At 58.2% G+C, this 14,447-nt stretch carries 10 protein-coding genes and 1 tRNA gene; 3 read left to right on the top strand and 8 right to left on the bottom strand.

All coding sequences use genetic code 11. The annotated features are described in order from the left end of the window. Positions 1-3: 3 nt before the first annotated feature. From NIT7645_RS09210 to NIT7645_RS19510, 5 genes are all read right to left on the bottom strand, one after another. Positions 4-483, bottom strand: coding sequence for a UPF0262 family protein (locus NIT7645_RS09210; RefSeq protein WP_008559312.1), 480 nt, complete (start codon positions 481-483; stop codon positions 4-6). Positions 484-659: 176 nt separating this feature from the next. Next, positions 660-1,961 (bottom strand): histidinol dehydrogenase, encoded by a 1,302-nt coding sequence (gene hisD / locus NIT7645_RS09205; protein ID WP_046211615.1) that lies wholly within the window; start codon positions 1,959-1,961, stop codon positions 660-662. A 96-nt stretch (positions 1,962-2,057) separates the two neighbouring features. Continuing rightward, on the bottom strand, positions 2,058-2,534 hold the full coding sequence (locus NIT7645_RS09200; protein ID WP_008559235.1) for a DUF2948 family protein: 477 nt from the start codon (positions 2,532-2,534) through the stop codon (positions 2,058-2,060). Next, positions 2,534-3,802, bottom strand: coding sequence for a UDP-N-acetylglucosamine 1-carboxyvinyltransferase (gene murA / locus NIT7645_RS09195; RefSeq protein WP_008560870.1), 1,269 nt, complete (start codon positions 3,800-3,802; stop codon positions 2,534-2,536). Before murA ends, NIT7645_RS09200 begins: the two co-directional genes overlap by 1 nt. A gap of 7 nt (positions 3,803-3,809) precedes the next feature. Then, positions 3,810-3,974, bottom strand: coding sequence for a hypothetical protein (locus NIT7645_RS19510; RefSeq protein WP_165589500.1), 165 nt, complete (start codon positions 3,972-3,974; stop codon positions 3,810-3,812). An 85-nt stretch (positions 3,975-4,059) separates the two neighbouring features. Here NIT7645_RS19510 and NIT7645_RS09190 point away from each other — a divergent pair. Both NIT7645_RS09190 and NIT7645_RS09185 read left to right on the top strand, forming a co-directional pair. Continuing rightward, positions 4,060-4,134: transfer RNA gene (locus NIT7645_RS09190), tRNA-Thr, on the top strand. A gap of 1,118 nt (positions 4,135-5,252) precedes the next feature. Further along, complete coding sequence (locus tag NIT7645_RS09185) at positions 5,253-5,873, top strand: hypothetical protein (protein ID WP_050687090.1); 621 nt, start codon at positions 5,253-5,255, stop codon at positions 5,871-5,873. An 89-nt stretch (positions 5,874-5,962) separates the two neighbouring features. On the opposite strand, the gene NIT7645_RS09180 is transcribed toward NIT7645_RS09185, so the two are convergent. Continuing rightward, positions 5,963-8,353: a DUF3131 domain-containing protein gene (locus NIT7645_RS09180; protein ID WP_050686781.1), complete on the bottom strand. Its 2,391-nt coding sequence runs from the start codon at positions 8,351-8,353 to the stop codon at positions 5,963-5,965. 325 nt (positions 8,354-8,678) lie between these two features. On the opposite strand from NIT7645_RS09180, the gene NIT7645_RS09175 reads away from it, so the two are divergent. Continuing rightward, positions 8,679-12,101 carry a trifunctional glycoside hydrolase family 18/polysaccharide deacetylase/glycosyltransferase family 2 protein gene (locus tag NIT7645_RS09175; RefSeq protein ID WP_242656124.1) on the top strand — a complete coding sequence of 1,141 codons (3,423 nt, stop codon included), beginning with the start codon at positions 8,679-8,681 and terminating at the stop codon, positions 12,099-12,101. Between the two features lie 110 nt (positions 12,102-12,211). Here NIT7645_RS09175 and NIT7645_RS09170 read toward each other — a convergent pair whose 3' ends face one another. Together NIT7645_RS09170 and NIT7645_RS09165 are read right to left on the bottom strand one after the other, a co-directional pair. After that, positions 12,212-13,525, bottom strand: a complete 1,314-nt coding sequence (locus NIT7645_RS09170; RefSeq protein ID WP_050686776.1) for an ABC transporter permease — start codon at positions 13,523-13,525, stop codon at positions 12,212-12,214. Further along, positions 13,522-14,442, bottom strand: a complete 921-nt coding sequence (locus tag NIT7645_RS09165) for an ABC transporter permease (protein ID WP_008561069.1) — start codon at positions 14,440-14,442, stop codon at positions 13,522-13,524. The genes NIT7645_RS09170 and NIT7645_RS09165 overlap by 4 nt, the downstream gene beginning before the upstream one ends. Positions 14,443-14,447 lie beyond the last annotated feature (5 nt).

Below are 14,447 nucleotides of genomic sequence, written 5' to 3'. Positions count from 1 at the left end.
GCCTTAACCTCCGAAGTGCAGAACGCAGATCAGTGTGAAGAGCCGGCGAGCGGTATCAGTATCGATCTCCGCCTTGCCCTCCAGCCGCTCCTGAAGCACCCGGCTGCCTTCGTTGTGGATCCCGCGACGGGCCATATCGATGGTCTCGATCTGGCTAGGGGGCAGCGTCTTGACCGCAGTAAAGTAGCTCTCGCAGATCTGGTAATAGTCCTTCACCACCTGCCGAAACGGGGACAGAGAAAGGTGGAATTCTGCCGCTTTGTCGCCGCTCTCGGAGGAGACGTCGAAAACCAAACGCTTATCACGGATCGCCAGCGCCAGGTGATATGGCCCATCCGGCACTGCGCGCTCGTCTCGGGCTGGCAAGGAAAAGCTGTTGTCTTCGATCAAATCGAAAATGGCGACGCGGCGCTCCTGCTCAATCTCTGGCGTCGGCGGAGGCAGATTACGGTCGTCCAATTCGATTTGGCTGATGCGGCTCATGGGTCAGGTCTCTATGCGCAGGTCACATTGATACCTGAGTAGCCGAACCCTGTGACAACGGCAATGAGCAGCAGCGCGAAGTTCCCTCACGATGCGGTGCAGCCACCATCGGGACGAAAAGAAAAAGGGGCGGTGCGCAGAACGCCCCACCCCGAATTGCGCGCCGTGTCAGCCAATCACCGGTTGAGACGATCAAGCCGCGCCCGAATGGACAGCCCATGGGCTTGCAGGCTTTCGCTCTTGGCAAGGGTCTCTGCTGCCGGACCGATGGCCCGCAAAGCATCCGGCGTGATTTGGCTCAATGTGGTGCGTTTGAGGAAATCCATTACCGACAAGCCGGAGGAAAACCGCGCAGACCGGGCCGTCGGCAAAACGTGGTTCGGACCACCAATGTAGTCCCCGATTGCTTCGGGAGTGTACTGGCCGAGAAAAATCGCGCCTGCATGAATGGTCTTTTCACTCAGGGCGCGAGGATCCGCGACGCATAGCTCCAGGTGTTCGGGGGCGATGCGGTTAGACAGCTCTGCCGCCTCGTCCAGATCCTGCACGGTGATGATGGCGCCGAAATCGCGCCAGCTCGGCCCGGCGATCGCGCTGCGCTCCAGCATCTGCAGACGTGCGTCAACCGCATCGGCAACAGATCGACCGAACCCCTCATCATCGGTGATCAGGATAGATTGCGCGCTTTCGTCGTGTTCGGCCTGGCTCAGCAGGTCCAGAGCGATCCAATCCGGGTCGTTGTCCTTGTCAGCGATCACCAGAATTTCGGAGGGGCCTGCAATCATGTCGATGCCGACCTTGCCGAACACCCGGCGTTTCGCCGCCGCAACAAATGCGTTGCCGGGACCGGTGATCTTGTCGACGGGCGCAATGGTTTCGGTGCCGTAGGCCAACGCGGCGACTGCCTGCGCTCCACCAACACGATAAACCTCGTCCACACCTGAAAGACGCGCGGCCAACAACACCAGCGGATTGACCTGGCCATCTGGGGTCGGGACCACCATTGCCAGCCGTTCAACTCCGGCAACCTTGGCCGGAATCGCGTTCATCAGAACAGAAGACGGATAGCTCGCCAGCCCGCCCGGCACATAAAGCCCTGCCGCCGAAACAGCAGACCAACGCCAGCCCAGGGTCGCGCCGGTGTCATCCTGCCATTCATCATCCGCCGGCATCTGCCGCGCGTGGTAGGCCCGGATCCGTTCCGCCGCCAGCTCCAGCGCCGCGCGCTCTTCTGCTGAGACGTTTTCGATTGCGGCATCAATCTCAGCTTCGGAGATCTGCAACCGGTCCGCCGTCAGGCTCATCCGGTCGAATTTTTCGGTCAGTTCAACAAGCGCGGCATCACCGCGGGCGCGCACATCCGCAATGATGTCCGCAACGATAGCATCGACATCGGGACTGTCTTCGCGCTTTGCCCCGAGAAGGGCGGTAAAGGCCTGTTCGAAATCGGCATCAGCGGTATTGAGAAACTGTGGCATTCGGCTCTCCTTTGCGCCTGCAATATAGGGCAAGCCGCGCAGTCTCAAGCCGTATGACGTGCGATGCCCCCATGCCGCACATGGGAGCATGAGGTGTTATGCGCCGTGGTCGGGCGCAGCCCCAGAAGGGGCCTTGTAAGGGCGTGTCACATCCCGCAACGTCACCTCAAGCGCCTCAACATGAAGGCGGATTGCCCCGTCACCTGCAAGGGTGAGCAGAACATGGCCTTCACCATCGTCGCCAGGTTCAAACGTGACCGACAGAAGGGACAGCACGAGGTCGCGATCCTTGCGATTAATCCCCTGCGAGGCAACACCCAGCACTTGATCCACCACAAGCACGCATTGAACCCGTTCATAGGGCCGACCACGCCGTTCCGCTGCGGTTTTATCCTCCCAGCGGAACCTATTGAGAAGGATGGCAAATCGCCGCTCAGACGGGCGCCAGGTGATTTCTGTCACCGGGAAAACGGCATCCTGTGCAAGCGAGGCGATGACCTGCAGGTCATCCACCTCAAAAGCACCAAGGTTCAAAGGCGCCTCGCGCCCGTCATCAAAGCGTGCGTCTGCCATCATTCCTCCTTGATGCGCTCAATCTTTGCGCCAACTGCGGACAGCTTGCGCACCACATGCTCGTAGCCGCGATCAAGGTGGTAGACACGGCTCACCTTGGTCTGCCCCTCAGCAGCAAGACCAGCAAGGATCAAGGACACCGACGCCCGCAGATCCGTCGCCATGACTGGCGCGCCTTTCAGCTTTTCGACGCCCGTTACGGTCGCATGGCCGCCATGCACTTCGATCTGAGCCCCCATGCGCACCAGTTCCGGCGCGTGCATAAAGCGATTCTCGAAGATCTTTTCTTCCAGAACCGAGGTGCCTTCCGCCGTGCACATCAGCGCCATCATCTGCGCCTGCAGGTCTGTCGGAAAACCTGGGAACGGCTCTGTCACCACATCGACTGCCTTCACCCGATTGTCACCTCGGCGCACTGTCAGGCTATTGTCGTTTTCGATGATCTCGACCCCGGCGGCTTCCAGCTTCGCACAGAAGCTCTCAAGCAGGCTGCGACGACCGCCAAGCAGCTCCACTTCACCACCGCAAATCGCAGGCGCCAACATATAGGTTCCCAGTTCGATCCGGTCAGTTACCACCTGATGCGTTGCACCATGCAGTCGGTCAACGCCCTGAATGGTGATATCGGGCGAACCGTCACCTTCGATCTGCGCCCCCATCTTGCGCAGGCAATCCGCAAGATCGACGATCTCAGGCTCGCGCGCCGCGTTTTTGATGACGGTGGTCCCCTTGGCAAGCGTTGCCGCCATCATGATGTTCTCGGTGGCGCCGACCGAAGCAAAGCTCAGTTCGACAACTGCCCCTTTCAACCCGTTCGGCGCCTTGGCGTGCAGATAGCCATCTTTCAGTTCGATTTCCGCGCCCAGGGCTTCCAGCCCGTGGATATGCAGATCCATCGGTCGCGCACCAATGGCACAGCCGCCCGGCAACGAGACAACGGCCTGCCCGAGCCGCGCCAGCATCGGCCCCAACACCAGGTTGGACGCACGCATTTTGCGGACGATGTCATAATCGGCAACATGGCTGGTGAGGTTGTGGCTCGACAAGGCCAGCACCTGACCGTCCTGCAAGCTGGAGACCTCGGCACCCAGCGATTGCAGCAGCAGCGTCATTGTTTTGATATCGCTCAGACGCGGCGCATTGGTCAGCGTCAGCGGTTCCTCACTCAGCAAGGTCGCCGGCATGAGGGTAAGGCAGGCGTTCTTGGCCCCTGCAATCGGAATTTGTCCCTTGAGGGGGCCATTCCCCGTCACCAAAATCGAATCCATCTGCTCTTTACTCCTTGGAACTGCTTGTTGCGGGGGAATCGCTGTCGTCACTGACCGCACGCGCCTTGGCCTGCGCCTTGCGGCGGGCCATATTCGCCTTCAATGCGGCCTTCAACCGGTCTTCCCGCGTCTGCGCAGACCCTTTGTTTTTTGCTGTTTTCTTCTCTGCCATAGATCTTCTGTACCGGAGAGTGAAAAAACCGTCCAGAATGCTCTTGCACCCCCGAGAGTTTCCCCCTAAAAGCCCCTTCACCGGCGCTGCTGTAGCTCAGAGGTAGAGCACTCCCTTGGTAAGGGAGAGGTCGAGAGTTCAATTCTCTCCAGCAGCACCAGTAAAAAAATCCCCAAAAATCAAAGCCTAAGATCACATCTAACCCTATTTGATGTCCGGGTTGGCGGTTTTCTGCTCCTTTCGGCGTATCTACGGCCGTTAGGCGTGATGCTCAGATGTAGCGGCGTGGTTCAAACACTCTGAGCGTGTAGGGATTCGGCACCGAACGGGCAATTTTCGATTCGTTTGACTAGGAAACCGCAGCAGTCGCCACCAAGGGCGCAACTGATGTTTCTGCCTCGCAAACAAACACCCCAAAAGACGTAAAACTGTCGGCGGTAACCTGCCGTTGAATCAAATTGCTCTCATTATGAGTGATCCGAATCGCTCCATTTTAACGTGGTTTAAGATTTGTCAGCCTAACCTCTCCGCATCGAGCAGTGAGATTGCCCCCAAAAACGGGTGCTTCACTGGCAATACACCCGCAACCAGGAGGTGGGAATGACGCCGTCGAACAGTTCTTGTTCTCGCCATTGCAGGCGCGGGATTTCGCGTAATCCAGCCATAGGTTGGCCACAGGACGCTGCATCAGCGCATTGTGAACGATACAAAAAATTAACCCACCCTCTGAACGGGGCTGCGCCCCTTGGTGGCGCTGATTTCGTACAGGCATGTGCGTTGCTACATACACCCGTTCGCAAAGGCGGATGGTTTCAGGCTGCGATTTTCTTATGGGCCACGAAGGCTGCCAACCGTGCCGCCGGGGCAGACATCTTTGTCGCCCTTCGCCGACGACGGCGACGATGTTCGAATATCGCACAATAAGTTTGACCAAAAAATCAAGCTCTCACGCAAAACCAAACTGACGGATTTCCGCCGATAGCTGGGTGAATTTCTGCCCAGACACGCTGCTGTGCTTTGTGTCAGGCCCCGCACATGGTGTACCCGCTTTTCCCCAATCGGAGGGGTCAGCGGCCGGAGATCCTTTTGATGGCAGGACACATGCTCCCGGGGGGCGTCCTGAACAACCGTAGATGAGAGCGATAAGACGCCTGACAGGGCCTTTTGAACCAACTGATCCGAATGCCGGTCTGCTCCGGTCCGGATCTGTCCTGTCCACGGCGCGCTGACCCGCTGTCAGCCCCCCAACCCGAGGCTGCCCTCGACAAGGAATTGAGCATGTCGAAGATCCAAAACTCACTGATCCGCAAATCCACCATTGCTGCTGCGGCCCTGGCTATCACAGGCATCTGCGCAGGTATGTTGCCCGCTCAAAGCATCAACAACAACATGAAAGCCCAGCTGAAACGCTATGTGAAGCAAGGCACGGAAGTCCGTTTCGAAGGCTACCTGACCGGCTACAGTTACTGGGACAACACACCACCGGGAAGCGCAGCAATCGCCCGCCCCGTTCTGCGCCAACAGGCCGGCGGCACCGGAACATACAACGATCCGATCACAATTGCCGTGGGCCATGCGATCCGCGGCGGTCACCAAACGCTGGATTTCCCCCCCGGCACCCGTTTTTACATTGAACGGCTGCGCAAATACGCCATCGTCGAAGATGTCTGCGGGGATGGATATCAGCCCCAAAACGGCCCCTGCTACACAGGCAAGAACGGGCGGCCTTGGCTCGACATCTATATCGGCGGCAAAAACAGCAGCGTTCGCGAGACCGAGCAGTGCATGTATCGGCTTACCGGAATGCAGCCCATCCGAATGAACCCACGTCGAGGTTATCCTGTTACCCGTGGCGAGATTTCTGAAAGCGGCTGTCAGGTATTTGGTCCCGTCGGCTAATCACACCCGTCACCGGACCCCATGATATCATGCAGCACAGCCCAGCCCGCCCTGCGGGTTGGGCACATAATCTGACAGTGATCGGCGCGTCACGACCGGCGTTTGATATGGGCGAGAGCCTGCAAAACGATGCCATTTGTGTTCAGGTCAGCATGGTTTTGCATCTGACCATAGCCATCCAGAAACAGCCCGCTGCTCATTCCAAACCCCTCTATGCGGGCACGGTTTTGCGCCAGCTGAAGCATCTGTCTGGTGTAGGCACAGGGGCGCACGGCATACCAGAGATATGCCGCCTTGGTTGAATAGATGCCAAACTCACTGCTCTCGACCGGGTCGAAAAACACCTCACGACCCCGGCGATAGCTGACATTCCAGCGGGTCGCATGCCCCAGATCGAAGCCCTGGTAGACAAACCAGGGGGCCGTATCGATCGGAGTTTCTGACGGGGCGAGGATTTGGCCTGTTTCGTCAAAATGGTGCTTCATCGCGCCCAAGAAAACGTCACTCAAAACAGAGCATTCTGCAGAGGGCCCCAACTCGACGTATTCAAGCAGCAACGGTTCTGTTGGTAAAATCCCGATCTGATCCACCGCATACAGCAGGCTCACAGTTCGATCTGCAAGCGTTTCGCCCACAAAAGCCTCTCGATAAGGCGAACGCATCTCGGCATAGCCAAGCATTGGCAGCACCCGCGCCATGTAGTGGGCGCAATGCGACAGGTAGGAAGACTGTGTCCGGGTCTGCAAGATGTTGATCAGGGCGCCATCCTGAATGAGGCCTCCAACCTTCCATTTCCCGATCAACTGGCTTGCCGCCTCGGCCAGGTCAGGGCGTTGTGCGGCACGCGTGACCGCACTGCTGAGGCGCCCAAAGTCGCATGCATCAAACCCGTCCCGTTCAATCGAGGCATCCCGCACATTGATCAGCGTCGGGGGATAGGCATGGTCTCCGTCCTGGATAACCGGCAAGCTGCGCATGATTTTGCGGATACGGGCATAGGCTTCACGTTCTGGTACAAGTCCCAGGTCAGCCGCAGCCAGAAGCCCCAGTATCAGGCTGCCCACATCCCACATTGTGATTTCGGCATTGTTGAACGACTTGCCGTTGATCTGCTTGCGCACAGTGAGCGCGAGCCCAGTGGCCGACATCTCTGCCTGCTCAAGATACGAATAGGCCAGTTCCGCATCTGCCGTCAGCCCGTCATCAAAACGCACCTTTTCTGAAGCAAGCGTCGACTGGCTGAGCGCCTGACGCGCCTGCAGAAACAACTCATGGGCCGGATCCACGATTGTCACGGGATAGTTCAGGCAAATCCCGTTTGATGGCGGCACCTTTGAAGCGACTTTGCCCGCCGCTTCGGCCCGGTGCAGAAACACAGCGTCCGGGTGGCGGATGTCCCCCCGTTGCGGGGCAACCTCGTCCGCCAGAAAAAGCGGCCCCTCAACCGGCACGCCATCGGGCGCAATGCCCGGCGCCCCCAACCGATGGGTTTCGCCGTCTCGCGTCCGGACCCAGAGCGCGCCGTCCGTTCCGGTGCCGCCCCCGCTGACGAGGGTGACGCAGTCCACATCAAGAAGAGCCCGCGCCTGTCCAAGCATTCGGTCATAAGAGGCTCGATCATCCGGCACCTCAGGCAAAAGGACGAAATGGCGGGAATGATTGGGCAGGAAGGCACAACAACGTTTGTAAATCTCCCGCGGCAACACTGACAGCAGATAGCTGGACAACCGCGCCCGATTAACCGATGCGGCAACCCGCTGGCCGATTTCATAGGCCCGGGCCGGATTGATCGGCAGCTCCTGGACATTGATGGCCAAGGCCGTGCCGTCCCCTAGCCTGTCAAACAGTGTCGGCGTCATCTGCTGAACCGCATCCGCCAGATCCAGCCGCGCTTTGAGCGGAACCATCAAGACCGCTGCAGGCCCCAGCAGCGCCTCCTGTTCGGGGCTATCGACTGCGTCGTAAATTACAGTCGTGCAGCCACCAGTGCGCAGCCCGTCCTGCCGCAGGTCGGCATCCAATAGACCGGTTGAGACGGTCGAAAAATGTGCTGTCTGGGTTGCTTCGCTCAGGGCACCGGGCAGCAATTGGTTGATCTGATTACGAACCCGCCACAAGTGCCGCGCCTTGAAATACCCTGTCTGCCCCAGCAAGCCGGGCATGGCCGGGACAATCTCGACAAAGGTCCTGTTTCGCGCCGACGTTTCATTCAACATCGCCAAAGTCGGGTGCAATGCGTCCGGCGTATGTTTCGCAAAGGCCTCGAAATCCACCTCGACTGAGACGGCGACCCCTTGGGACAAAAACGCAAAAATCAACGAGCCAAGCGCATTTTCTGGCAGCGAGGGATGCACACCGGTCAGCAGCACGGAAAAGGCCCGGATCCCCTCCACGCGCGACGTCTGAGCCAACGACGGATATGCCGCGCTCATCAGGCCAGAGGTAGCCAAACCCAGAAATTCACGACGTTTCAACGGCATCGACCCTGTCCAATGTTCCGGTTCCGGCTGGTGTTAACCTAAACTCTCAACAAACCGGTGCCCACCTTGAAATACCCTTAAGGTTTTGTTAAAAACTTAACGAGTGATGGCGGAATCGAAAAGTTCTGACCTCACTTGATGGCGAAAATCGCCTGCCCCCCAACTGTGAACGACTGATTACCACGTTTTTTCAACGGGTTGGCAAGTGATGACTACGACGATCAAAAACCGGCCGGCGCCAGGGCCCACCAAACGCAGTGCAAAGCGCGCAGCGCCCAAACCGCGTCGTTTCAAGACATTCCCGACTGAGATTCTCCCAGCCGAGATGTCAAACTCCACGGATCCGCAGCGGCAAATCTTTAAAGCAGATGGTCCTGCCCGTCCTCTGCTGGCTGTGTTGATCTTTGTTCTGCTGGTTGCTCTCGCGCTCGCGATGATCTTCGCCGTCACCAAGAATGTGATTACCGAGTTCAACTTTGCACGCACGCTGTTTCAGGAAAGCCCTGCAAAAACAGTCGCCTCACAGGACTTGCGCCGTTTCCTGCCGCAAAACGACAGCCTGCATGGCGACAGTGGCCACGACCATCTGGGTCACAATCAGCTTCACCAACACGCCACCACACCGACCGAAATGGCGGCGGCATGCACTGGTGATGGAATGGCTGCACGCACCGCCAGCGGCAACCCCTCGCAGGTCTACGCCTTTGTCGCGGCCAACCTTGAGGATGTGTCCAACGCGATCAGCCGTACCTGCGACACCATCAATACCTATGTTCCCGAATGGCTGATGCTGAGCGAAAACGGCATCGATTGGCTGCAGTCGGGCCACACTGGTGAGAGCGTTCCGTACATTGTGCGCAACAACCCCTTTGGTGGCCATCCGATCCAGCCGTTGATCCACGTACAGGCGGACGTTCTGGAAGGGCAGAACCCGGATCTATGGGCCAAGACGGCAGATCTGGCTGTGACCGAAGGTTGGTCCGGCCTTTGCTTTGATGTGCGTCGGCTCGAAGTCGAGAACCTGCGCAAGGCGCTGGGAGAGATCGAAAGCGTGCAGACCAGTTTTACCCAAAAGGGATTGGAAAACTGCGTCGTCGTCGCCCCGGACCAGATCGAAGCCCTGGCATATAGCGCGGAACTGCCAGACCGCGTGATCCTTCCCATTGTTCAAAACAGCTTCCGTCTCAGCATTTATGAGGAATCCCCTGCGCCACTGGACTGGTTCGAAGAAACGCTGGTGCGTGCACAGGATATCATCCCCTCCGAAAAGCTGGTTGTTGGCCTTGCATCCGGTGGCGTTCACTGGAGCACGGCAGAACCGGTGCCGGAGTTCATCAGCTACGCAGACGCCATGTCTCAGGCCGATCAATACCGCGCCTTCGCCGGCTACTCGCCAGAAAAAGGGCACGGGCTGATCTCCTATATGGACAGCGCGGGTGAGCGGAACATGATCTGGTACCTTGATGCGGTCAGCCACTACAGCCAACTGTTGTCTGTGTCCGAAGCCAACATCGATGGTGTCGCGATCTGGGGCCTTGGGCAGGAAGACCCGTCCATCTGGCCGCTGCTCTCGAATGCAGACATCCTGTCTGAGGACGCCTTTGCATCGCTGAAGGAAATCGACCTCGGCAGCTTTGTCTCCTACCGCGGTGAAGGCGCGTTTATCCGGTTCGACCAGACAGAGGTTCCGGGGCGTCGCACTGTCAGCCGCGACCCTGAAACCCTGCGCGTGACAGAGGCGATTACCGATCCGTTGCCGACCCCGGTGATTGGCCAGCGCTACGGCGCCCTTCCGGACAAAAGCATTCTGCTGACCTTTGACGATGGCCCCACCAAAGAGCACACCCAGGACGTTCTGGATATCCTGGCGGATGCAGAGGTTCCTGCGACCTTCTTCATGATCGGCAACCAGATGTTTGAGCATAAGTCGGTCGTGAATGCGATGGCACAGAACGACTATGACTTTGGCCTGCACACCTTTTCCCACCCGCAGCTGGATCGGTCATCACCGAACCGGGTTCAGGTGGAGCTGGCCTTGCAGTCGCGGATGTTTTCCTGGCTCACCGGGAAGACTCCTGTTGTGTTCCGTGCGCCATACATGCGTGGTCCCGGCCCGCTTGAGGGAGAGATGGCCCGCCGCCTGAAGACCGTTATCGATCAGCGTTACCATCTGCTGGGCGCCGACATCGTGCCGCCGGATTGGCGTGACCTCAGCCCTCGGGAGCTGGTCGATTACACAATCGAACAGCTGGACGGTTCCGGTCAGGTCTTGCTTTTGCATGATGGCGGCGGTGAACGCAGCAACACTGTCGCTGCTCTGGCACTGCTCATTCCGGAGTTGAAGGCGCGCGGCTACGAGTTCATTTCTCTGAAAGAGGCAATGGTAAGCTTTGGCACACCCTACGAAACCCGCCAGGTCAGCCAACTGGAATCTTTTGAATCCCTTGCCTTCAGCGGGGTTGGCAGTGGCGCAACCTGGGTTTCCTACATCGTCCCGCTTGCCGTGCTTCTAGGGGTATTGCGGGCACTGACGCTGTTCGTGCTGGCGATCCGCTCAAAACGCCTGTCCCGCTCGGATCTCCGCCATCGCACCGGTGATTTCACCGCACCGGTGACAGTGGTCATTCCCGCCTATAACGAAGAGAAAAGCATCCTCAAGACCATCTACAGCGTCCTTGATTCCGATTATCCGAACCTGTCGGTTCTGGTTGTCGATGACGGTTCGACCGATGCAACCTATGACCTGGTTTCAAAGACTTATCTGAACAATCCAAAGGTTCAGATCCTGCGCCAGCCAAACGGCGGCAAGTGGAAGGCCGCAAACCTGGCCTTTGCCCATGTCACCACCGACTATGTTGTGGCCATTGATGCGGATACAATCGTCGCGCCTGACGCAATCCGCCGCCTGATGCAACCGCTTCGCAACCCAAAGGTCGGGGCCGTGGCCGGAAAAATCATGGTTGGCAACTCCAACAACCTGCTGACCAAACTGGAAAAGCTGGAATACACCGTCGCCCAGAATATCGATCGTCGCGCCTATGAGACGATCAACGCGATCATGGTGGTCCCCGGTGCTTTTGGGGCATGGCGGACCGCTGCCGTTCGTGAATGCGGCTATTATTCCAGCCAGACCTTGGCGGAGGACACGGATCTTACCATCTCGCTGCTGGAGGCCGGCTATGTCGTCCGGGCCGCTGAAAAAGCCTATGCCTACACAGAGGCACCCGCATCTGTTGGCACGCTGATGAAACAGCGCATGCGCTGGTCCATTGGCATCCTGCAATCAGCCTGGAAACACCGTGCGACGATCCGCAAGGGCCATGCCATCGGGCTTGTCGGGCTGACGGACCTGGTGCTGTTTGGTGTGATCATGCCGCTGCTTGGCCCGATCATCGATCTGTTGCTTGTTCTGATGCTGGCGCGCTTCATCACCAGCTTTGACGGCACCAGCTTTGATGCCTTTACCGCACGGGACTATATCGTTCTGTCAATTTTCCTCGCTTTGCCACTGCTGGAAATGATCATGGCCGATTATGCGGTTCGCTCCGAACCCTCCACGCCTCGCCGAATGGTGTTCCTGCTGCTGCTCAACCGGCTGATCTATCGGCAGTTGCTGATCATCAATGTCTACCGTTCGCTGTGGCGGATTTTGACAGGTCGGTTGACCGGCTGGCATAAACTGCGGCGGTTTGGGACAGTGCAGGCCCCCGTTCGCCAGACCGTGGCAGCAAGGGTCAGCATGGGCTGACAGCCAGCCCCCCCGCTCAGGAAACGAAAAACCCCCTGCCCGGATTTCTCTGGGCAGGGGGTTCGTGATTTGAAAGGCAGGACAGTTTTGACTGCCCTACCTTTGTCGCTTTAGTTGCCGTCCGAGCCGCCCCCGGACAGGGCATTGGGGTCAAATGCACCACCAAAAGCAGAGCTGCCGCCACCGGAACTGGGTGCGCTGCTCTGGTCATCGGTCTCTTCTGCATCTGATGACCCACCACCAAGGGCATTGGGATCAAACACATTGCCGAAGCCAGAGTTGTTGCCACCAGTGGCAGGCGCGGTTGATGTCCCGCCCGTGGCATCATCGCCTTTTTCCGCCTCTTCAGCAGCCCGACGCGCTGCTTCTTCTGCGCGGCGTTGGCGCAGTTCCTGGATGCGCGCCTCAGTCTCAAGCCGCTTTTGCTCGCGAATATCCGCAATACACTGTTGCGGGCTGTAGACTGTTGCGGTTCCGACCGTTGCAATGGTCAGACAGGCGACAACAACCAGGGCAACCGCAGCCCAGTTCGAGCTGAAGAAATTCGGCAACCGCAGACGGCCACTTTCCAATTCTTCGACAGTGGCATCCTTGCGCGCAGCTGCGACCAGCTCCTTGCGACGAATGTTCGCCTCGTTTGCGAGCGCGACAAACACCGTCAACACCACGATGATAAAGGCCAGAGCCGAAATCGCAGGCGTGATGCCATAGCGAACCTTCTGGGCCAGTTCGATTGTCAGCGTCGGGTATTCCCCGAAGGTAAAGGTGGTGGTGTTGTAGTTCTCAAAGCTCGCCAGGAAGGCCAGCACCGCCGCAGAGGCAATTGCCGGTTTCATGAACGGCAGCAGAACCTTGCGGAATGCCTGCGCATGGGTTGCGCCCAGATCCAGTGCCGCCTCTGTCAGCGCGATGTCATAGCGCTGCAAACGCGCGACCAGAACAAGCATGCAGTAGCTGGCAATAAAGGTGGACTGACCAATGATGGTCAGGAACAAGCCATTGGACAGGAAGCTATCCGCCCCCAGCCCCAACATCCGGTTGATCCGGTCCCAGAACACAAGGGTCGAGATACCAAGCACGACGCCAGGAATGAGAATCGGCGCAATGATGATCGTGTAATAGGTTGCGCGCAGTTTCGGCCAGATCTGAGTGAGCATCAGCGCTCCGGCCAGCCCCATCGCAACAGACAGAACCACCGTGCCTGCACCGACCAGAATGGAGTTCCAGATCCCGTTCAGAATGCGTTCATCCTGAAACAGGGCAGAGAACCATTCAAAGGTCAGACATTCCCAAGGCGACGCCCGCGGAAACTCTGGCGAGTTGAAAGCGGTGACCGACATGATCACCAGCGGCCCCAACAGATAGGCGAAGAAAATCGCCAGGTAGAACCATACGCTCAAGCGAAGGAAGGAGAAGCTCTTCATTTGCCGATGTCTCCCATATTCACCTTAAACAGGCGCATGATTGCCAGAACGAGCAGGATACAGGTGACCAGCAGAACCACTGCATAGGCGGCACCCTGCGGCCAATCGGAGTTGTCATTGAACTGCTGATAAATCAGCTGTGTGAACCACAGGGACGACGGCCCGCCCAGGATCTGTGGCGCGGCCAATGCGCCGGCCGACAGCATGAACACCATGGTGCACCCCGACGAAATACCCGGCTTGGCATAGGGGATCACCACGCGGCGGTGGATCATCGGCCAGCTGGCCCCCATATCGCGCGCCGCTTCGATCTGGTTGCGGTCGAGGCTCTCGATCACATTGTAGATCGGGAAGATCATAAGAAGGATGTAGGCGTACCCCAGACCCGCATAAAGCGCGATGTCATTGCGGATAAAGTCAAACGGCGTGTCAAACAGCCCCATCCCGACCAGCAGATTGTTCAAAACCCCCGTTTCGCCAAAGATGATGCGCAAAGCAAAGGCGCGCAGGATCTCGTTGATCCAATAGGGAATGATCAGCATCAGCGCAAAGATACGGATGTGATTGCCCTTGGTCTGGGCCAGATAATAGGCGATCGGGTAGCACAGGATCAGGTTGAAAACTGTCACACAGACCGCAGCCACCAGCGTTCGAAAGAAAACCCGAAGATCGACAGCGTTATAATCCTGACTGCCGCCTTCCGGACCGTAGATCAGGTATTTGTAGTTCTCCAGCGTGTAGACATCCTTAGGCCCGCCAATTTCCGGCGGCGGCAGGTTGGGCCGGAACGAAAAGTCCAGCATCGACAGCTGTGGCAGAATGATCAGGCCAATCGTCCAGAACAGGACAAGACCCAGCATCACACTGCCCATGCCGACGCCGTTCCGTTTGAAGAATTCCTTCAGGAAACTAGGCATGGTTC

The organism is Phaeobacter italicus (genome assembly GCF_001258055.1).
Lineage (GTDB): Bacteria > Pseudomonadota > Alphaproteobacteria > Rhodobacterales > Rhodobacteraceae > Phaeobacter > Phaeobacter italicus.
The sequence above is the reverse complement of the archived record's forward strand: the minus strand, read 5'-3'. Positions and strand labels throughout refer to the sequence as shown.